The sequence below is a fragment of the Marinicella litoralis genome (assembly GCF_002591915.1).
Lineage (GTDB): Bacteria > Pseudomonadota > Gammaproteobacteria > Xanthomonadales > Marinicellaceae > Marinicella > Marinicella litoralis.
Genome location: NZ_NIHB01000001.1, coordinates 187,524 through 207,983 on the forward strand (window position 1 = coordinate 187,524; position 20,460 = coordinate 207,983).

15 protein-coding genes are annotated in these 20,460 nt (G+C 45.4%); 13 read left to right on the forward strand and 2 right to left on the reverse strand.

The features are described 5' to 3' along the window. The first annotated feature begins 82 nt into the window (after positions 1 to 82). From CCS90_RS00860 to CCS90_RS00900, 9 genes are all read left to right on the forward strand, one after another. A complete protein-coding gene (locus tag CCS90_RS00860; RefSeq protein WP_099017623.1) occupies positions 83 to 4,408 on the forward strand; it encodes a glycosyltransferase in 4,326 nt (1,441 codons plus the stop codon). A gap of 174 nt (positions 4,409 to 4,582) precedes the next feature. Beyond that, positions 4,583 to 7,237 (forward strand): hybrid sensor histidine kinase/response regulator, encoded by a 2,655-nt coding sequence (locus CCS90_RS00865; protein WP_099017624.1) that lies wholly within the window; start codon positions 4,583 to 4,585, stop codon positions 7,235 to 7,237. A 155-nt stretch (positions 7,238 to 7,392) separates the two neighbouring features. Continuing rightward, entirely contained in the window at positions 7,393 to 9,462 is a 2,070-nt protein-coding gene (locus CCS90_RS00870; protein WP_099017625.1) for a TonB-dependent receptor plug domain-containing protein, read from the forward strand. Positions 9,463 to 9,472: 10 nt separating this feature from the next. Further along, positions 9,473 to 10,924, forward strand: coding sequence for an aminomethyl-transferring glycine dehydrogenase subunit GcvPB (gcvPB, locus tag CCS90_RS00875; protein ID WP_099017626.1), 1,452 nt, complete (start codon positions 9,473 to 9,475; stop codon positions 10,922 to 10,924). Next, positions 10,917 to 11,294: a diacylglycerol kinase gene (locus CCS90_RS00880; protein WP_099017627.1), complete on the forward strand. Its 378-nt coding sequence runs from the start codon at positions 10,917 to 10,919 to the stop codon at positions 11,292 to 11,294. Before gcvPB ends, CCS90_RS00880 begins: the two co-directional genes overlap by 8 nt. 195 nt (positions 11,295 to 11,489) lie before the next feature. Next, complete coding sequence (locus tag CCS90_RS14830; protein ID WP_133566432.1) at positions 11,490 to 11,744, forward strand: hypothetical protein; 255 nt, start codon at positions 11,490 to 11,492, stop codon at positions 11,742 to 11,744. Then, a complete protein-coding gene (locus CCS90_RS00890; RefSeq protein WP_099017629.1) occupies positions 11,741 to 13,066 on the forward strand; it encodes a cytochrome c in 1,326 nt (441 codons plus the stop codon). The genes CCS90_RS14830 and CCS90_RS00890 overlap by 4 nt, the downstream gene beginning before the upstream one ends. A gap of 1 nt (position 13,067) precedes the next feature. After that, complete coding sequence (locus CCS90_RS00895; protein ID WP_099017630.1) at positions 13,068 to 13,529, forward strand: (2Fe-2S)-binding protein; 462 nt, start codon at positions 13,068 to 13,070, stop codon at positions 13,527 to 13,529. Positions 13,530 to 13,532: 3 nt separating this feature from the next. Beyond that, a complete protein-coding gene (locus CCS90_RS00900; RefSeq protein WP_099017631.1) occupies positions 13,533 to 15,851 on the forward strand; it encodes a xanthine dehydrogenase family protein molybdopterin-binding subunit in 2,319 nt (772 codons plus the stop codon). Positions 15,852 to 15,943: 92 nt separating this feature from the next. Here CCS90_RS00900 and CCS90_RS00905 read toward each other — a convergent pair whose 3' ends face one another. After that, positions 15,944 to 16,363, reverse strand: a complete 420-nt coding sequence (locus tag CCS90_RS00905; RefSeq protein ID WP_099017632.1) for a VOC family protein — start codon at positions 16,361 to 16,363, stop codon at positions 15,944 to 15,946. Beyond that, complete coding sequence (locus tag CCS90_RS00910) at positions 16,360 to 17,823, reverse strand: amidohydrolase family protein (RefSeq protein WP_162846739.1); 1,464 nt, start codon at positions 17,821 to 17,823, stop codon at positions 16,360 to 16,362. Before CCS90_RS00910 ends, CCS90_RS00905 begins: the two co-directional genes overlap by 4 nt. A 186-nt stretch (positions 17,824 to 18,009) precedes the next feature. Between CCS90_RS00910 and CCS90_RS00915 the strand changes: the two genes are divergently transcribed. The 4 genes from CCS90_RS00915 to CCS90_RS00930 all read left to right on the forward strand — a co-directional run bounded on the left by CCS90_RS00915 (position 18,010) and on the right by CCS90_RS00930 (position 20,046). Next, positions 18,010 to 18,720 (forward strand): hypothetical protein, encoded by a 711-nt coding sequence (locus CCS90_RS00915; RefSeq protein ID WP_099017634.1) that lies wholly within the window; start codon positions 18,010 to 18,012, stop codon positions 18,718 to 18,720. Positions 18,721 to 18,863: 143 nt separating this feature from the next. Continuing rightward, positions 18,864 to 19,277: an HIT family protein gene (locus tag CCS90_RS00920; protein ID WP_099017635.1), complete on the forward strand. Its 414-nt coding sequence runs from the start codon at positions 18,864 to 18,866 to the stop codon at positions 19,275 to 19,277. Then, on the forward strand, positions 19,274 to 19,702 hold the full coding sequence (locus tag CCS90_RS00925) for an ion channel (protein ID WP_246026988.1): 429 nt from the start codon (positions 19,274 to 19,276) through the stop codon (positions 19,700 to 19,702). Before CCS90_RS00920 ends, CCS90_RS00925 begins: the two co-directional genes overlap by 4 nt. A gap of 131 nt (positions 19,703 to 19,833) precedes the next feature. Next, positions 19,834 to 20,046, forward strand: coding sequence for a hypothetical protein (locus CCS90_RS00930; protein WP_099017636.1), 213 nt, complete (start codon positions 19,834 to 19,836; stop codon positions 20,044 to 20,046). Positions 20,047 to 20,460: the final 414 nt, after the last annotated feature.

Consider the following 20,460-nt stretch of genomic DNA (forward strand, 5'->3'; position numbering starts at 1 on the left):
GTCGACAATATTGGACGCTTTTTAGCGGTTTTGCTTTTCATTTCTCAGCACCTGAGGGCGGTATTTTTGGTAGAATGCGCGGATGTTAAAGAATGTTCATCAGGTATTTTACAACAGCGCTGAAAATAAGCAGGCTGATTCACAATGGCACACGACACATGAACAGTGTGACGCTGCTTTGTTCGATCAAATCAATGATAAATACCCTGATGATGAACTCATCGTCATCGTCAATGCCAAAGCCCAGCGACCAAATCATTGGTTGCGCCGTTTAACTGAACCGTTCAAAAACAACCAATCAATCAACACCGTCACTGCACTGAGCACTGACATTTTTGCGTTGTCACCCTTGGCAGCAAACAGTGAATTTCACGGCGACAACCATGAACTTGATCACGCCATTTTTATGCTGCAACCCCCAGGGACATTCGTGGCTTCGGTGATCAACAAACATGCTTTTTCAGTGCGCAATAAATCGCATTTATCTAAATCCGGAACGATTTATGTCGCCAACAACCTGTTGGTCGATTTGCCCAATCAAACACAAGTCATTACAGGTGCTGCTGGGCCTGAAGTTGGCGACCAACGACCATTACCTGCCCACCCACTGGCCACACTTCAATGGCAATTGATTCAATACAACCAACCATGGTCGTTGTTGCAATACCCGGGTCTGAATCAGCAACCCAATGTCTTACATGTGATTATGGACTGGGGCGGTGGGGTGCAAAAATGGGTGGACGATTTTATTGCATCACATCCCAAACTGAACCATTTTATTTTGGTCAGTGAAGGTGAGTTTTTTCGCCAGCGTCATGGTGAAAAGCTCAAGTTGTATTGGAATGACGTCAAGGCACCCTGTATCGAAGAATTTCATTTAAGCCAGCCGATAACGGCCACCTGTGAATCACACCCCGAATACAAACATATTTTAACAACCATCATCAGTAACTGGGACATCAAATCCCTTTACGTGTCCTCATTGATTGGTCATGCGATGGATTGTTTGGACACCGGTTTGCCAACCTTTAGGGTGCTGCATGACTACTTTCCTCATTGGCCGAGCTTAAATGCCCAGCTAGATTCAACTTCAGTTGATCAATCAATGATCGATGCCGCACTTGAAAAATCCCCAGAGGAACCACTGGGCAAAATCAGTAAAAGTCAACTCAAAGCCTGGCAGGTCAACACCAACCAATTACTTACCAGGCCAAAAACCACGGTGATCGCACCCAATCAGTCGGTGATTGACAACTTAAAAAAGCTAGACCACTCAGCCTGTTATGACCACGCGAAATTGATTCCTCACGGCATCAATTCAATCGCAGCCATTGACTACCATTATCAGGCGAACCCTTTTAAGATAATGGTGCTAGGACGAATCAGTCAACCCAAAGGACAAGAGCTGCTGATACAGTGCATTGAAGCCATACAGTCCAACCATGAAATTGAATTTGTGTTGTTAGGAACTGGCCAGGCTGGAACCTTGTTTGAAGCCTATCCACGGGTTAAGGTGATTAAGGATTATAAACAAACCGAATTGCATCAAATTGTGTCAAAGCTGGCTCCTCAGTTGGCCTTGTTATGCTCAGTAACTTCTGAAACATTCAGCTACACCTTATCAGAGTTACAAATGTTGGGACTGCCGGTTTTGGCCACCCGAGTTGGCGCGTTCAAAGATCGCATCAAAAACAACCAAACTGGTTTTTTAGAAGATCCGGACGCTCAATCTATAGTCAATAGAATCTTGAAATTAAAAGCTGATGCAGATTTATTGATACAAGTCAGTGATGCATCAAAAATCATCAAGCAACCCACGCTCAAAGAAAATGCTGAACAGCTTGAGTTGATCCTTGAAAAATTTCTTTTGGACGGTTCTTCTTACCATGTCAATGGCAACATCCAACCCAATCCACTGGCTCAATTGGCGCAAACCTCACACCTTGAGATCAGCCGATTAAACAACCAGCTGATTGGCTTAGAGCAAGACCTTGAAGAAAAAGTAACATGGGCCAAAGCGTTGAACCAGCAAATCACCCATTTAGAACAAAACCTGGATTTAACCCGTGAAGAAAAAGACCGTTTGAACACCGATTTGAAAGACACCCAGTTACAAGCTGAACAACTGGCCGATAAAATCGAAACCATCAACAAGCAGTTGAATCAAAGCCTTGCAAACAACAATCAGTTGCGTGAAGTTTTGGAACAAACCAAAACCCAAGTTGCAGCCAAAGAAAATCAGATTCAAAGCATGCTAAACAGTCGGTCGTGGCGATTCACGGCGCCTTTGCGGCGGTTTACCACTTATGCAAGACACAAAAGGAACGCAGTGAAGTTCAGATTGTCGCAATTACTAGGCTTACCCAAAAGGGTCAAAAACAGCCTAAAAACCAGGGGGTTAAAAGACACTGCAAAACTAGCCAGCAACAAGCTTAAAAAACCACCAACGACTACAGCAGAGATTGCCGTTCATGCTGTCACAGAAAACTATCTGCCATTGACCATGCAAACCGCTGAAAACCCAGTGGTCAGTGTGATCATTCCAGTCTACAACCAGTTCAAACACACTTACCATTGCTTAGAATCATTGGCGCGTCTAGCAGACAAAACACCTTTTGAAATCATTGTTATCAACGATTGTTCAACTGATGACACTGCCATTCAATTGAAGAAAATATCAGGAATTACCGCATTCACTCAACCTGAAAATGGCGGCTTTATTGAATCTTGTAACACCGGTGCACAAATGGCAACCGGCACGTTTTTACTGTTTTTAAACAATGACACCGAAGTACTGCCTGGGTGGTTGGATCAATTGACTAAAACCTTTGAAACACAGCCTGATGCCGGCTTGGTTGGATCACAACTGATTTATCCAGATGGTCGACTGCAAGAAGCCGGGGGGATTGTTTTTGCAGACGCCTCTGGTTGGAATTATGGTCGTTTCGGCTCACCCGATGAACCTGAGTACCAGCACGTTCGTGAAGTCTCTTACTGCAGCGGTGCCAGTATCATGATTGAAAAACAACTTTTTAATGAACTGGGTCAGTTTGATCAACGGTATAAACCCGCTTATTATGAAGACACCGACTTGGCATTTGGCATCAGGTCTGTTGGTAAAAAAGTCTATTACCAACCCTTGAGTCAAGTGATTCACTTTGAAGGCATTTCATCAGGGACTGACTTGACTTCAGGTACCAAAAAATACCAAGTGATTAACCAAGAAAAGTTTTTAAATAAATGGCAATCCGCACTGAAAAAACAACCCTTGCCCAATACCGACATTGAGTTGGCGCGGTTTCAAAACCAGCCGAAGAAAGTGCTGATACTGGATGCATGCACCCCCACACCAGACCAAGACTCTGGTTCTCTGCGGATGCTGAACCTGATACAAATATTCAAAGAATTGGATTATCAAGTCAGCTTCATTCCTGAAAATATGGCCCATTTTGACCAATACACCACCAACCTCCAACAACTGGGCGTTGAGTGTGTCTATGCACCTAAATACAACACCCCAATCGACTACCTCAAAGCCAAAGGCCATGTTTTTGATGTGGTTATTTTAAGCCGTTATTATGTTGCAAAACCATTGATGTCATCCATTCGCAGCTATTGTGCCAAGGCCACCTTATGGTTTGATACGGTTGACTTACATTACCTGCGTGAACTTCGTATGGCTGAAATCGCTGCAGACCCACAACTGATTAAATCTGCCAACAAAACCAAATCTCTTGAGCTTGCCGTGGCAAAAGCTTGCGACTTAACATTGGTGGTCAGTCCTCATGAGAAAGACGTTTTGGCGCAAGAGATGCCTGAACTTAAGGTTGATGTTTTATCCAACATTCATGAGGTATTTGGCAACAAAAACAGTTTTCACAAACGCCAAGACATCATGTTTATCGGCGGTTATCAGCACACGCCCAATGTAGATGGTTTGTTGTGGTTTGTTGACGAAATCTTCCCGGTGATTTGTGCTGCTTTGCCCGAAATTAAGTTGCATGTGATTGGTTCCAAAGCCCCGCAAAAAATCAAAGATTTGGGACAACACCCATCCATTGATTTTCATGGGTTTGTTGAGGACATAGATCCTTTCATGGAATCAGTTCGTGTGGCTGTGGCACCTTTGAGGTTTGGTGCCGGCGTCAAAGGCAAAGTCAATATGAGCATGAGCCACGGACAACCTGTGGTTGGCACCAAAGTGGCGGTTGAAGGCATGTACACCACCCATGAAAAAGACGTGATGATGGCAGATGACCCTGTGCAGTTTGCCCAGGCGGTGATTCGTTTATATCAAGATGAAGCGCTGTGGAGCCAAGTATCAAAAGGTGGTTTAGAAAATGTTAAACAATGGTTTTCTTTCTCTGCAGCCAAGGCACAAGTCATCAAACTGCTGGAATCAAACTGATATCAACTGAAAAAATACAACCAAAATCAAATAATTACAGTTGATTTTTACCTAAAGCATTAAAAATATCTTCCGACCTGTCTGATAATTAGATACAATCCTTTGTATATGGTCGAAATTCTTCACAGGCGTCTTTTTGAAGAATTTTACAAAGGAGTATTAAGAGGGTACTGAATGATTCACTTACAAAACAATAAAATGCTGTTGTTTCTGCTGTCACTGTTGATGCTCATTGTGGGCATATCTGAAACTGGACAATTTCTGGTTTCTTTAATGATTTTTTCCTTGGTTATGATGACCGGATGGATTTATTCTTTGCGCTTTATTAAAGATCGATTTGACGAAATTGTTGAAGCCCAGGTCAACCGAACCATACCAATTATCGCCAGTTTGTTATTAGCGACAAGTTTCTGGCTGATTGAAAACACCCACACCACCCTATTCACCACATTAACCTTACTGTGGTTAACTGGCGTGTTGTTGTTTGCCAATTTGAACCTTAAGAACACCGCAGCAGCCACCGCGGCACCCATCTTGGCTTTGGCCGTGTTACTGGTATTACAGCCAGCCAAAACCACTGGTTTAACGTCACCTTTGATGTTTGCTTTGCTCTTTGTTTTAACCACAGCCTTTCTTTTGTTGGCAGCAAAACTGATCTTGTCTGAAACGCAGAAAGTCAAAGCCAAGAAAAATGATCCATTGCCATCTAGCCTGGCCAAACAAGTTAAAAAAACCGAAGATGCCAAACACGAAGTAAAAAGTCTCAGGGCTGAAATCAAGGATTTACAAGTTGATTTATCGGCTGCTGAAATGGCAAAAATGGAATTTTTAGCCACCATGAGCCATGAGATTCGCACCCCATTAAACGGCATAGTTCCATTGATTGATATTGTAATGGACACTGAGTTGAACGACTTTCAACGTGACTACCTCAATACCGCGCACACCTCTGCCACTCAAATGCAAAAATTGATTGATGATTTGTTGGACTATTCAAAAGTTGAAGCCGGCAAACTGACCATCGAAGTCACTGGCATCAAGCTCAACAAAGTGGTTGATGAGGTGTTAGACAGCCTTAAGCCCAGTGCTGAACGCAAAGGGTTAGAAGTTACCTTAAAATTCGATGATCAAATCAATCCGCTGTTGCGTGGTGATCCAATCAGAATTCGTCAGGTGTTAACCAATATATTGTCGAATGCCATCAAGTTTTCGGACCATGGACGCATTGCCATTGAAGTCAAAAAGGTCAAAAACTTTGCCACCAATGAGTTGATTCGTTTTTCTGTCAGTGACCAAGGAATCGGTATTGCACCCGATCACATTGAAAAATTATTCAATGCCTTTACCCAAGGCGACAACTCTTCCACCAGAAAATTCGGCGGCACCGGTTTAGGTCTGGCCATCAGTAAAAAAATTGTTGAATTATTAAAAGGACAAATCGGCGTTGAATCAAAAAAAGGCGTTGGCAGTACATTTTGGTTTGAAGTGCCATTTACTAAATCTGCAGGTGGCGCCCTCGATGGCGGTACCGAGGTTCATCAACACCAAGCAATTCTGATCAACACCAACCCAACACTTTTTAAATCGATACAAAACAACCTAGAAAAACTCAGTTTACCGGTCCAAACTTCTTTGAACTATCAACATGCCATCTCTCGGGTTCAAGCAGCCCGAGGCATTCAAGATGGTAAGACCACCTTGCTGTTTATTGATTTTGATACCAATGCAAAAACATTGCGTCAAATTTTAATGTTGGTTGAAAAAGGTGAATTGGATGACGTCTGGATTTGTGCCATCACCAAGGGTGAACACATTGCTGGTGTTAAACAATACAAAAACATTCAAATCATTAAGCCAGACAAAGACATTGAACTACTTGTGGGTGAATTTGAACGTCGTTTTGCCCCAGAAAAAGTCATGGAGTTGGATGAACAACAAGAAGAGCGGGATAGCAGCAATGATGATGCAGAAACTGAACAAACCGACCATCAAACTGAGGCGTCAGACACCGAGTCAAATACACAGCCTGACTTAAGCAACATCTCTGAAACGGTGCTGTTGGTTGAAGACAATGAAGTCAATTTAAAAGTGGCACAGAAGCTCATCGACTACATCGGCTTTCCTTTTGATGTCGCCGAGAATGGTATGGTGGCTCTAAATAAAGCCAAAAAAACCAGGTATAGACTCATTCTTATGGACTGTCAAATGCCTGTTATGGATGGTTATTTTTGTACCAAACGCATCCGTAAATATGAAGACAACCACCAACTGAACCACACACCGATTATTGCCATGACTGCCAATGCCATGTTAGGCGACAAAGAGAAATGTTTGGAAGCAGGCATGGATGATTACATGTCCAAACCATTGAATCGTTATGTGTTAGAAAAAACTTTAAAGAAATGGGATCCTTTTGCTGCGGTTAAACAAAGCAAACAAGCCGTCAACAAGCCAGAAGTCAGCTTACAACACGAAACCACCATTAATCCCAAATGGCTGAACGTCAAGGCATTGGCAGAAATTAAAACCTTTATGGGCAATGAAACCAATTCACTGTTGGATTTATTTCAACAAGAATCACCCGAAATGCTCAACCAATTGAAAACATTTTCCCAGACCCAGGACTTTGGACAAGCCAAACAAATTGCGCACACTTTAAAATCAACTGGGGCCAATATTGGCGCCACTGGTTTCAGCCACTTCTGTAAAAAAATTGAAGCCGCTGCGATAGAAAAAAACCTAGAAGATGTGATGCAAAATATTGAAAAAGCACGCAAAGCTTACGTGTTAACCGTAAACGAAATTAAAAAGTATAAAGAAGTAGAGTAAAAAAGAAGGTCGAAGCTTGTTGAATTCGACCTTTTATTCAGCTACTGTTCAGAAACCACCACTATTTTTCAAGTAATAACAATCAGTGACTAACGGATATTGATTATGCCTTTGTGGCGTAGTAAATTACCCAGCCTTTGACCGAAACACTGACCATGAAAAGAATCATTGTATTAATGATGTTGGTAACTTCAGTTCATGCCCAAGAGCAGAATGAAACCGATGAAGAAGAACAAAAACAACAAGCAAGGATAGAGTCGTTGTCCCCTCTTCAGGTGACTGCCAGTAAAACGGCCACCGCTACCAATGACAGTGCTTCGGCAGTCTCGGTAGTCACTCGCGATGAAATTAAAAACAAACCCAACACATTGCTGCCCGATTTACTGCGCCAAGAATCTGGCGTATACATTCAACAAACCACGCCTGGCCAAGCCGTGCCGATCATCCGTGGCTTGAAAGGTTCGGGCAATGTTCATTTGGTTGATGGCATGCGTTTAAACACCGCTTTTTTTCGCAATGCACCCAATCAATATTTGGCTTTGGTGGATTCGTTCATGACAGCGCAAATTGAAGTGGTCCGCGGCCCTTCTTCGGTACTGTACGGTGGTGACGCCCTGGGAGGGGTGGTCAATGTATTAACCCACACCCCTGAGTTTTACAGTCCTGAATGGGACTATACTGGACAGCTATACACGTCATGGGACAGCGCTGACGAAAAATGGATCAGCCATGTAGGGGGAGATTTTGGTAACAACAAAATAGCTTCAACTTTTGGTTTAAGTTATCAAGACATTGGACAACGTCAAACCGGATCAGGTCAAACCATTCCAAGCACCGCCTATACTTCACGGTCTATTAACAACAAATGGGTATTCAATACGTCTGACATGACCCACTGGGTGTTTGATGTGCAATTGACCCACCAACCAGCCACCCCCAGGGTGGATAATTTGGTTGCTGGATTTGGTGAAACCGAAGCTGAATCTCAGGTGTATTTATTTCAACCCAATGAACGCCAGTTTGCCCATTTAAAATACACCTCTGCATCACCAACTGATTGGTTTGACATGGCCAATTATCATTTGGCCTATCAAAAAATAACTGACAACCGCTACAGCCAACCCTTATCGGGTGATCGCACCGACACGGAACAAAACCACAGTGACTTATTCACCTTTCAAGCCGATTGGAACAAAGCCATGACTGATAACAGCATGCTGGTTTATGGTGTCGAAACTTATGTAGACATCATATCCAGTGCCAGACAACGGGTCAGCTCTGATGGTGTAGACATTCCCAGAGAGTCCAGATACCCAGATGAATCAAGCCTGCGACAAGCGGCTGTATTTGCCGACTGGCATCAATATTATGGCAATCATGAAATCACCACAGGATTGCGTTTCAGTCACTATGACATCGACCTCAACAGCCCCGACATCGCCAATGATCAATTGAACTTGACTGATTTAACCTGGCATGCCAGTTGGTTATATAAAATCAATGACAATGACCGTGTGTTTATCAATATAGGTCGTGGTTTCAGACCGCCCAATATTTTTGACCTGGGCCAGGTAGGAGAACGGTCAGGCAATCGATTTAATGTCATCAATCCCGATTTAGAACCAGAATCTGTGATTTCATTTGATATTGGTTTCAAGCATGCAGGTAACGGTTGGCAAGCCGAGTTGGTGGCTTTTGTCGCCAGGTATCAAGACGTCATCACTTCGGTAGAAACTGGCGCAGTGACCACTGAAGGATTGGCAGTGGTTCAATCACAAAACATCAACGAAGTGGATACCTACGGCATAGAAGGTGAATTGAATTATTACTTTGATAACGGCGGCCATTTATTTGCCAACTTAACCTACACCCATGGTACCGAAGAAACCCAAGACGGCACCGGCCCTGCTGATCGAATTCCGCCCACTTTTGGTGTGATCGGTTATCAACAAGACTTGAATGACACCTGGGGTGTTCGATCACAAATTCGCTATGCAGACACCCAAGATCGTTTAAGTTCCAGGGATTTAACAGACCCCCGAATCAATCCATTTGGCACAGGTGGTTTTGTGGTATATGATACCCACTTTAGCTGGCAGCACAGTATTAACAGCCAAGTCAGGCTGGGTATTGAAAACATTTTTGATAAAAAATACCGCGAACATGCTTCCGGTTTAGATGCACCTGGTAGGAACTACCATGTTTCTTTTTACTATGATTTTTAAAGGCTAAGTCATGTTGATATTTGAAAAGTCCAAAGCAGGCAGAACTGCCACTGCACAATCCCCTAATGAAGTTGATGTTACTCACCTGATACCTGAACAATTTCAGCGTGGTAGTCGGCTGGGCATGCCTCAAGCCAGTGAATTAGATGTGGTCAGGCATTACACTCAGCTGAGCCAAAAGAATTTTTCTATCGATACTAATTTTTATCCTTTGGGTTCATGTACCATGAAATACAACCCAAGGGCTTGTAACTCATTGGCAATGAAAGAAGAGTTCTTATCTCGCCATCCTTTGGCCCACCCCAGTTTGTCGCAAGGTTATTTGGCCTGTATGTATCATTTACAACAAATTCTACAAGCCGTTACCAACATGAAAGGTGTTTCACTAACACCTATGGCCGGCGCACAAGGTGAATTTTCTGGCGTCGCAATGATCAAAGCATATCATGATGATCGCCAAGATTTTGCACGACGAGAAATCATCGTACCTGATGCCGCTCACGGAACCAACCCTGCCACTGCCATCATGTGTGGTTATAAAGTCAAAGAAATTCGCACAAACAAAGACGGTAATGTGGATATGGATGCTTTGGAAGCCGCATTGGGCCCTCACACAGCGGGCATCATGTTGACCAACCCATCTACCCTTGGGGTGTTTGAAAGTCGCATCAAAGAAATCGCACAAAAAGTTCATGCAGCCGGTGGTTTGCTTTATTATGACGGCGCCAACCTCAATGCCATTTTAGGTAAAACCAATCCTGGCATCATGGGTTTTGATGTGATTCACATGAATTTACACAAAACATTCTCAACGCCCCATGGCGGTGGTGGACCTGGATCCGGTGCCATCGGCGTGAGTGAACGCCTGTTGCCGTATATGCCCATCCCTTATGTTGGCAAAAAAGATGGCAACTATTATTTCGTGAATGAGCAAGAAGCACCGAAGACCATAGGTCAATTATCTGCGTTTGCGGGTAATGCCGGGGTTAATTTAAGGGCTTATGTTTATGCCTTGTTAAATGGCAGACAGGGCATGCAAAGAATTTCTGAGTTTGCGACCTTAAATGCCAATTATTTAATGAAAAGACTTGAAGCCGTTGGCTTTGATTTGGCATTTAAAAACCGCCGTGCCAGTCATGAATTCATTGTCACCTTAAAAAGGCAGGCCAAAGAATTGGGCTTAACCGCCAGCGATCTGGCCAAAGCCTTGTTGGATCAAGATATGCATGCACCAACCGTTTATTTTCCATTGTTGGTGGCCGAGTGTTTACTGATTGAACCCACAGAAACTGAATCTAAGCAATCCATTGATGCCTTTGTGACTGCCATGGCCAAAGTGTTAGAACAAGCCAATACCGATATTGACAAGTTAAAACTGGCACCCTACACCACACCTGTTCGCAGAATGGATGAAGTCAAAGCGGTCAAAGAACCCAACGTGGTATTTAAAATCCATGCCTGATTCAGGCTTCAGAGGACCCAAAGAAATTCTTCGGGCCTTTGTTTGGTCAATGCAGGGGCTGAAAGCGACTTATGTTGCAGAAGCCTCGTTTCGCATGGAAATCTATTTGTTCATCATCCTTTTACCTTGTGCTTTTTTACTCAGCACCAATCACATCGAACTGATTTTGTTGATTGGCTCAGCCTTGTTGGTTTTACTGGTTGAGATCATCAACTCAGCCATTGAAGCGGTGGTGGATTTGATTTGTGGTGAGCAACGTCATGAGTTGGCTGGCCGGGCCAAAGACATGGGCTCTGCTGCCGTCTTTATGTCACAAGTGATTGTGGTTTTGGTTTGGGGCGTCATTTTCTACCACCAAGTTTTGAGTTGATTCAGTAACTCATCCACTGACTTGGTATTCCACAATGCTGTTTCTGGCATTAATTTCACCCTTATTTTGTCGATTCCTCCACACCTATCCGCCAACCATTGAGCCCTTTGGTGCATTTGTATAATAATTATTCGTAAGATTGTTAAGCCCACGGTACAATCATATACACTGAATATTAATTTTCAGGTGCAACACATGAAAGATTTGAATGCGAGTACATTGGGCAGCTATTCCAGCAACATGGCTGGCGAGTTGGTGGTGGACATGTGCACTGCCACTCATTTGAATCTTGTTAGTCATTTCAATCATCTTGCCTTCCCATTCAACGAGTTTGTTGAATTTCAGTTTCACTTTCAACAAATGACAACCAACCACCAACAAAACACCGGTCATCTGGACACTTCCTTGAAGACTGTGGCTAACATCAATCAATGGGGATACGCTCGATGAAAAAACGAAAATCATTCTTTGCAAAATGGCTCGGCAGAATATTTTGGGTGCTCATTCTTGGTGTCCTTGCTTATTCAATTTACGCTTACAATCCCAGTATAGAGCCGATGGCCGCCAACAGCCTGCCTACTTATGATCCAGCAGTGATCGAAAGGGGACGTCAGATGGCCGCAGCCGGTTATTGCGCCGTCTGCCACACCGAGCAAGGTGGTGCGCCCTATGCCGGAAATTATGCCATGGAGACAGGTTTCGGAACCATTTATTCGACCAACATCACACCTGACCGGGAACAAGGCATTGGACGCTGGTCAGAGGCGGCCTTTACCCGGGCCATGCGTGAAGGTGTTGATCGTGAGGGTCGACATTTATTCCCCGCCTTTCCTTACAACCATTTTGCCAAGATGAGTGAACAGGACATTGTTGCAATCTATGCCTATATCATGACACAAGTTCAACCAGTACAAGTGCCTCAGCGCAACAATGAACTGCCCTTTCCTTTGAATTGGCGTTACCTACAGGCCGGTTGGAAATTAATCTCAGTGGATCTCAAGCCATACCAGCCTGATCCTGAAAAATCTGCCCTGTGGAATCGAGGTGCCTATCTGGTGGAAGGTGTGACCCATTGCGGCGCCTGTCACACGCCACGCAATGCCGTTGGTGCAGAACGCAACAGTGACAAATTCGAAGGAGCCATTATTGATGACTGGGTTGCACCCGCCTTGTCGGCGAACAACGAATCTTCTTTGACATGGTCTGCAGCCGAATTCAGTGAGTATTTAAAGACAGGAGCCACCCGTCAACATGGTGTTGCCGTGGGCCCAATGGCACCCGTGGTACATGCTGGGCTGCGTGAATTGTCAGATAAAGACCTGACAGCCATTGGTATTTATCTCGCTGATTCAGCGGGCAGTGCGGACAGTGAAGCAACAAGCGCTGCCCTTATCGCTGCCAGCCTTGAACAAAGTAAACCACGCCAAAGCCATCGATGGGATACCGGAGAACGGCTTTACGCCACAGCCTGTGCATCATGCCATTACAATGCAGAACAGATTGCCCTTGGGCGACCTGAGCTCGGAATCAATTCAGCCATACACCTCAAGCAACCGGATAATTTAATACACGTCATGTTGGATGGTGTGGACAACCAAGACGGGATTGCTGGTGTTGTGATGCCAGGATTTCGTGACGCATTGAGCGATCAAGAAATGGCATTGATTGCTGCCTATGTGCGCAGCTCCCGAACCGATAAAACGCCATGGCCCGAATTGCAGCAAAAGATTACTGAGATCCGAAAATCAACCCAATATAAGAGAGGAAATTAACATGATAAAGCTGAAAATTAATGGACGCGATGTTCAAGTTGACGCCGAGCCGGACACACCTCTGCTTTGGGCCATAAGAGATGAAGTTGGTTTAACAGGCACCAAGTTTGGTTGTGGTATCGGCATGTGTGGTGCCTGTACAGTACATGTAGGCGGCCAAGCCACTCGATCCTGCATCACCACACTCGCTTCAGTTGATGGCTCGGAAATCACCACCATAGAAGGCCTGAATCCAGCAAACAATCATCCGCTGCAAGCAGCCTGGCAAGCACTGCGCGTTCCGCAATGCGGGTATTGTCAGTCCGGCCAAATCATGCAAGCCGCCGCCTTGCTCAATGACATTCCCAACCCAAGCGATGATGACATCGATGCGGTCATGACAGGTAACCTCTGTCGCTGTATGACCTACCCTCGCATCCGCCAAGCAGTCCGCCAAGCGGCCGCAGCCAAACGGGAGGTATAAATTATGTTCAAGCAGAAATTTTCTAAAAAAACGGGCGATTTATCCCAGCTGACACGACGTGGTTTTCTCGTTGCGATGACGGCAACAGGCGCCATGTTTGGTTTTCGTGGACCGGCTCACGCGGCAATGACATTGTCTTCCTCTGAAGGCTTGCCAACAGGAACTGATGGTGAGACTTTTGAACCCACACTGTGGTATGGGATTGATCAAAACGGCCAAGTGAATGTCAATATCATCCGAGCAGAAATGGGACAGCATGTGGGTACCGCCATTGCCCGAATACTGGCCGATGAGTTGGAAGTGAATTGGCAAGATGTCCAAATCACCCATGTTGATTCCGGTGAAAAATGGGGCTTAATGGTTACTGGCGGCAGTTGGTCGGTGTGGCAGAGTTGGCCCATTTATCGACAAGCTGGCGCGGCAGGACGCACAGCGCTGATAGCAGCCGCTGCGCAAAAATGGGGCATTGACCCCACTGAATGTCAGGCGCGAGGCGGTGTCATTACCGGCGGCGGAAAATCCATCAGCTATGGAGACATTGTAGCCACAGGTCTGTCACGCCGTTTTTCTGAAGACGAACTGAAAGCCTTGCCGCTCAAACCCAATTCAGAATTCCGACTGGTAGGCAAAGATGTGACGGCGCTGGATATAGCCAACAAAACCAATGGACAGGCGATTTACGGCATTGATGCCAAAATCAAAGGCATGGTATATGGTGTGCCTCTGTTGCCACCGACGCGCATTGGGTCCAGCGTGGTTTCCATTGATGACAGCGGCGCAGAAGGGATGAAAGGCTATCTGAAAACATTGCCATTGGATGACCCTTCTGGAACGGTACCTGGCTGGGTTGTGGTGCTTGGCACATCACTGATGGCCGCCAAAAAAGCCGCTCAACAAGTGGTGGTTAACTGGCGTGCCGGAGACACAGCGGCGGTATCTGAGGACGACATCCAAGCACACGCACGCCAATTGATTGACGACCCCAATGTGGGCGCCATACTGGATACCGGCAACACCGACACAGCCACTGCCTTCGAACAATCCAGCAGCAGCCTGGAAGCTGAATACACCACTTCTACTGTGCTGCATTTTCAGCTTGAACCAGTCAATGCCACCGCTTTTCGGAACGATGAGGGGGTTTGGGAAATTCACACTGGAAATCAGTGGCAATCGTTGATCTTGCCTGCCCTGGCCAAGGCACTGGCTGTTGCAGAGAATAAAGTCATCATGCGCACCTACATGCTGGGTGGTGGCTTTGGCAGGCGTTTGAATGGAGACTATGCCGTCCCCGCTGCCCTGGCGTCCAAAGCCATGGGCGGCAAACCAGTCAAATTGGTGTTGTTTCGTGAAGATGATGCACTGTTTGACAGTCCCAGATCGCCGAGTGTACAAAAATTGCGCATGGCGTTTGACCAACAAAAATCCATTATTGGAATGGAACACCATGCCGCTGCCGGCTGGCCAACCCAAGTCATGGTCCCATCCTTCATGCCCAAAGGCACCAATGGAGTGCCATACGATCCTTTCGCTATCGATGGTGCTGATCACTGGTACAGTGTAGGCGCTCAACTGGTTCGACCCATTTCCAATGACCTTGCCAACCGGACATTTCGTCCAGGTTGGTTGCGTTCGGTTGGGCCAGGCTGGACCCATTTCGCGGTTGAAAGTTTTATGGACGAGGCTGCTCACAAGATCGGTGCCAATCCATTAACATTCAGGTTGGATCACTTGATTGCCGAAGGCTACAATGCAGGGTCTGCACCCAACGCAGTGGGGGGCGCAGCCCGCCAAGCGGCGGTACTCAAAAGGGTGGCCACCCTGTCAAACTATAACAGTGCTGAACTCGAAAAAGACACGGCCATTGGCATAGCCACAACCTTTGGTCAATCTCGCACCATGCCAACCTGGGTGGGTGGCGCCGTGAAAGTGCATGTTGACCGCGCTTCAGGGGTGGTCAATGTGCAGAAAGTTTGGTTGGTGTTTGATTGTGGAACAGTGATTGATCCAGACGGTGCACGCGCGCAATGTGAAGGCGCCGCACTGTGGGGCTTGTCCATGGCGCTTTATGAAGGCACCCGCATCGAAAACAGCAATGTGCGTGATCGCAATTTGAACACCTACACACCGCTGCGCATGATTGATACACCAGAGATGGAAATCGAATTCATCGAATCTACTGAGGCACCTGTAGGTCTCGGCGAACCAGGGACAACCGTGATTGCTCCGGCCATTGCCAACGCCATCTACAACGCCGTTGGTGTAAGGATGCGTCACTTGCCAATTTCACCCAATGACATATTAGCCGCTCTGTCTGAATCTTGATACAAGCATTCAGATTGGCGTGTCTGAGGGCGTATGGCTTTTGTGTGTTGAATTTTAAAACCAAATTTGGCTTAAGCACTATTGTTGTGGTGTCACCAACTGCCTGTGTTTTCCATTGATTTCCACGGCTCTTGGATGGGCAATGAATCGCCTTGTTGGAGCAGTTCAATGGAAATGTTATCCGGTGACCTGACAAATGCCATGTGACCGTCTCTGGGTGGTCGATTAATCACCACACCTTGGTCCATCAGTTTTTGACAGTACGCATAGATGTTCTCGACCGAATAAGCCAAATGGCCAAAGTTCCTGCCCTCAGAATAGCCACTTTCATCCCAGTTGTGGGTCAACTCCAGCATCGCCGATTCATCTCCGGGTGCGTGCAGAAAAACCAAGGTAAACCGACCGGCCTCCACATCGCGTCGACTGTGTTCAACCAAGCCAATTTTGTTGACATAAAAATCCAGTGATTCATCCAGATCACTGACCCGCACCATGGTGTGTAAATATTTCATTTTGTTTCTACCAAATAATTAACCTTGTTTTTTTGACGCGATGCCTTAACTTGATCTCTGACTGCTTTCAGCATGGTCGGCGCATGATAAGGAATACCGTCTTTAAGGGTCCAAACAATACCGCCGGTACTGTCATCACCGGTCAATGGTTTGATGTTTCTGGGCCACAACACCGACAAATCTGCCATCGGGTTACCATTAACGATCACCATGTCTGCCACATAGCCGGTTCTGATTTGGCCCAATTTATCACCTTGACCCAAGACTTGAGCCGCGTTAACCGTGGCATGTTTCAACACTTCTAAGGGGTGAAACCCTGCTTCTTGGTGCAATTGCAGCTCTCTCAAGTAACCAAAACCGAACAATTGGTAAATATAACCTGCGTCTTCACCAGCTGTGATGAGGCCGCCTTGGTTTGAAAATTCTCGCAATGCTTTGAACCACAGCTGGTAATTGTTTTTCCAAAACACTTCATCGGTGGTGGTCCAGCCCCAAAAGAATGAACCGTGTGAATCGGCGCTGGGTTCAAAGAATTTTTCTAAACCTGGGTGTAAATAATCTTTAAACCAAGGCGATGAAGTCGCCCTTTGTAAATCCCTAGATGCCTCATAAATCACCAAAGTCGGGTTCCAAGCCACGCCAGCTTCAGCCATGCCTTTTAATACCGCACTCAATTTGTCTTGGTCGGCCTCGCGCCACAAGCGTCCGGCGTACCTGAAACGATGCAGCTCATTGGAATAGTTCATGTCTGGTGGAAAGTGCTGTACCCCGTGTAATGCGGCATCTGGTACGCCATACCAGTGTTCAATGCTGGTGGTGCCCGCTTTGATGTTGTCCCATGCGTTCATGTCCTCAACACCCACATGATTGGCCACTTTTAAACCATAAGCCTTGGCTATTTTTGACGCGGCCACAAAGGTTTGCTTGTCCATCATGCCAAACTTCAAGCCGTCCACGTCTTGTTTACTGTAATCACCGATGATTTTTTTCAAATCTTTTTCACTGTGGTTACCCCAGATACCTGGATAAGCAAAAATCCTGGGAGCAATGATTTGATGCTGGGCGCTTTTTTCTCTTTCTTGTAAGGTTACAACCAAATCACTGCCCAAATCTCTGACGGTGGTGATACCACTGGCCAGCCACAAATAATGTTGGTATGGCTGAGCCATATCCATCCCTGCCCGCTGGTACATGCTGTGAGCATGCATGTTGATGAAACCTGGTAATACATAGCCACCGTTGGCGTCTAACTGTTGAATTTCAGAGCGTCTGAGTGTTGAATCAGCTCGACTGCTTATTATGTTGTGAATCAACCCACCTTTGATGTGTAGGTCATAAGGTCCTTCGGCAGGCGTACCCACACCGACAACCACCATCGCATTGGTGACCAGCAACTCATCGTGTTGTTGGTTATGAAGTGACACTTCAGCAGACAAAGCTGAGGCCCAAAATAATGACATTAAAACCATGGTTCGCATAATCTTTTGACCAATTAAAAGCCCATAGATTGTAACAACTGCCCACACATTTAACCAGTCAAGACCGCTGGTTAAACTTAACCCATTCTGAACGTGTTTGAGACATTCAGTTTCGATTCAGTCACAACCTGTAAATTGGATCTCACAGTAACAACAGGAGATTCAACCATGAGATCTTTGAAAACATATTTGACCTTAACCACTTTGGTATTCAGCCTTTCAGCCGCAGCGGCCGATCGCTCCAGAGATGGCGGGCGATACGATACAAACAAGTCGCATAGAAATCACGTTCAGAGCAACAAGCATTTCAATGACAATCGCAAAAACATCAAGCAGAAGCATTATCAAGGCGCGCACAACAGCCGCCAAGAAGTACATAGCAGCAAACACCGCGGTGGTAACCACAACAGAAACCATCAATACAGCCACAACAACAATGGCTTCAATGGTGATTACCGCAACAACAGGCGGTTTGATAGCAGCAATCGCCACTATAACAGCAGCCGCCATGATAATCATGGCTACAACAGCCACCGAAACTACGGTAACCACGGTTACATTTCTCACAATTATTACTACCCTAAGAAGTATTATAAAAAGTGGAAAAAACAAAACCGCCGCTATTGGAAAAAGAAATACCGTCAATTTTATCACTACAACGCTTATTCAAATAACCAATACCGATACCAACCATTGCGTGGTTTAGGCCACTACTTTGAACGCCAGGGATACGGTTATGGCCATTGGCATGAAGGCATGTGGTGTAGAGACTATCATGATGAATATTTTTACCGCAACTACTACAGCTACTATCCATACAACGATGGTTGGAGACATGGCGACGGTGACTTCGGCATCTGGTTCAGCTTTAACTTATAAACAATCACTTGACCCACACAAGGGCCCAGCACGGGCCCTTTTTTAATGCCCTAAACAGAATTTGTGGCTTGGGCATTGTTTAAGCCCTACTGAATACTGTGGTTTTTCTGCCCTATTTTATTTTTCAACGGTAAAATAGGCGCATGAAAAGTACCGTTGATAGCCGCCTTGAAGCCGATAGCCATGCATTGTTTGATTGGAAAAACTGTCATTTGAGGCTCCACAAGAACGCCAGTTTGCCTTGGCTGATCATCATTCCACACACCGATGAAATTGAGTTTTGTGACTTAAACCATCAACTTCAACGAGAAATCACTGCCATCAGCCACGTGATTGGCAGGCATTTTAAATCTGCTTGTGGCGCTGAAAAAATCAACTTTGCTGCCATTGGTAATGTGGTGCAACAATTACACATTCATGTGATTGGCAGACACCGCAACGACCCACTCTGGCCTGATGTGGTTTGGGGTAATGTATTACCTGACCAAACCTACCACCCTGATAAATTAACAGCCATCAGCGCCACTTTTAAAAACTTATTGGCAACTGAGTCATGATTTTTTGGGTTTCTTTTATCAACAGCTGTGTGGTCGCATTGGTGGTGATGATTCATTATGGGTTCCTGTTCCAGTTATCCAGAATATTGCCCCGGTTAAAAATCAAACCCCGCTTTACCCTGGTGTTGGGGGTGTTTGGTGCCTTATTGGCCCACACCATAGAAGTCTGGGTATTTGCCACCGCCTATTATTGGAAACTGAAGTTTGCTGCCTTTGGATCTTTTGAAGGTAATTTTGATGGCAGCTGGCTGGATTGTACCTATATTTCGTTCACCACATTCACCACCTTGGGGTTTGGTGACATTGTGCCCCTTGGCCACATTCGATTTTTGGTGGGCATCGAATCACTGACTGGTTTGGTATTGATCACTTGGTCTGCTTCTTTTCTGTTTTATGAAATGCAGAAGTATTGGAAAGTCAAATAAGCACCATCAAACATACTTACCAGCCAAGGCCTTCACCCTTTAATTTAACAACATGACTGATAACTGGGCCGTAACTTCGTGCTCAAAGCTCGACCCATCACCACTTTTTCGGTGAACCCACCGGCGGTTCGGTGGAAGGCCCCACCGCGGGCATCTTGTTCTTTATGAAATTACCAGCCAGTGACATCACCACCCGCATCCCGATGTTTCGCCAATACAATGATGTCGAGAATTTCGAACCCGGTATGGGCCTCACCCCCGATGTGTTCGCCACCCAAACAAAAAGTGATTTGCTCAAAGGGGTCGACACCATCTTGAAAGCGGCCAAACAATGGACTGAATAATTTCACAGCAAGGCCGCTGTTTCAACCTGTGGCCTTGCTGATTTATGTCTTGGTGGGGTGTTACTGAATATTGGGTTGTTAGGTTGGCCCAGAGCCGAACAGCCGCAGTCCAATTCGTCCTTTGCCAAGCAAAACAACACCATTTACCCGATCCTGTGGTTATTGATGTGGACACACCAAAGATTTTATATATACCCAAGTAACTAAGATCAGAAAACCAGCTCAATTTCCCAAGCTGGCTTTCAAATTATGTGACTGTCCTTTATTTATCGTTCTGTTGTTTTTTATTTAAAAACTTCAAAATTTGATAAATCGATATCATGATAATTGTAACCATTAATATTAAAACGAAATCATATATTTCTATAAACCTGAAAGAATCATCAGAATGAGAGTATTTCACCAAAACACCAT

What these genes read in the sequence shown, in the direction of transcription:
- CCS90_RS00895 (WP_099017630.1), top strand. Translation starts at nt 13,068, where the DNA reads ATGATAAAGCTGAAAATTAATGGACGCGATGTTCAAGTTGACGCCGAG.
- CCS90_RS00880 (WP_099017627.1), top strand. Translation starts at nt 10,917, where the DNA reads ATGCCTGATTCAGGCTTCAGAGGACCCAAAGAAATTCTTCGGGCCTTT.
- CCS90_RS00865 (WP_099017624.1), top strand. Translation starts at nt 4,583, where the DNA reads ATGATTCACTTACAAAACAATAAAATGCTGTTGTTTCTGCTGTCACTG.
- CCS90_RS00920 (WP_099017635.1), top strand. Translation starts at nt 18,864, where the DNA reads ATGAAAAGTACCGTTGATAGCCGCCTTGAAGCCGATAGCCATGCATTG.
- CCS90_RS00900 (WP_099017631.1), top strand. Translation starts at nt 13,533, where the DNA reads ATGTTCAAGCAGAAATTTTCTAAAAAAACGGGCGATTTATCCCAGCTG.
- CCS90_RS00890 (WP_099017629.1), top strand. Translation starts at nt 11,741, where the DNA reads ATGAAAAAACGAAAATCATTCTTTGCAAAATGGCTCGGCAGAATATTT.
- CCS90_RS00925 (WP_246026988.1), top strand. Translation starts at nt 19,274, where the DNA reads ATGATTTTTTGGGTTTCTTTTATCAACAGCTGTGTGGTCGCATTGGTG.
- gcvPB (WP_099017626.1), top strand. Translation starts at nt 9,473, where the DNA reads ATGTTGATATTTGAAAAGTCCAAAGCAGGCAGAACTGCCACTGCACAA.
- CCS90_RS00860 (WP_099017623.1), top strand. Translation starts at nt 83, where the DNA reads ATGTTAAAGAATGTTCATCAGGTATTTTACAACAGCGCTGAAAATAAG.
- CCS90_RS00905 (WP_099017632.1), bottom strand. Translation starts at nt 16,363, where the DNA reads ATGAAATATTTACACACCATGGTGCGGGTCAGTGATCTGGATGAATCA.
- CCS90_RS00910 (WP_162846739.1), bottom strand. Translation starts at nt 17,823, where the DNA reads ATGTCATTATTTTGGGCCTCAGCTTTGTCTGCTGAAGTGTCACTTCAT.
- CCS90_RS00915 (WP_099017634.1), top strand. Translation starts at nt 18,010, where the DNA reads ATGAGATCTTTGAAAACATATTTGACCTTAACCACTTTGGTATTCAGC.
- CCS90_RS00870 (WP_099017625.1), top strand. Translation starts at nt 7,393, where the DNA reads ATGAAAAGAATCATTGTATTAATGATGTTGGTAACTTCAGTTCATGCC.
- CCS90_RS14830 (WP_133566432.1), top strand. Translation starts at nt 11,490, where the DNA reads ATGAAAGATTTGAATGCGAGTACATTGGGCAGCTATTCCAGCAACATG.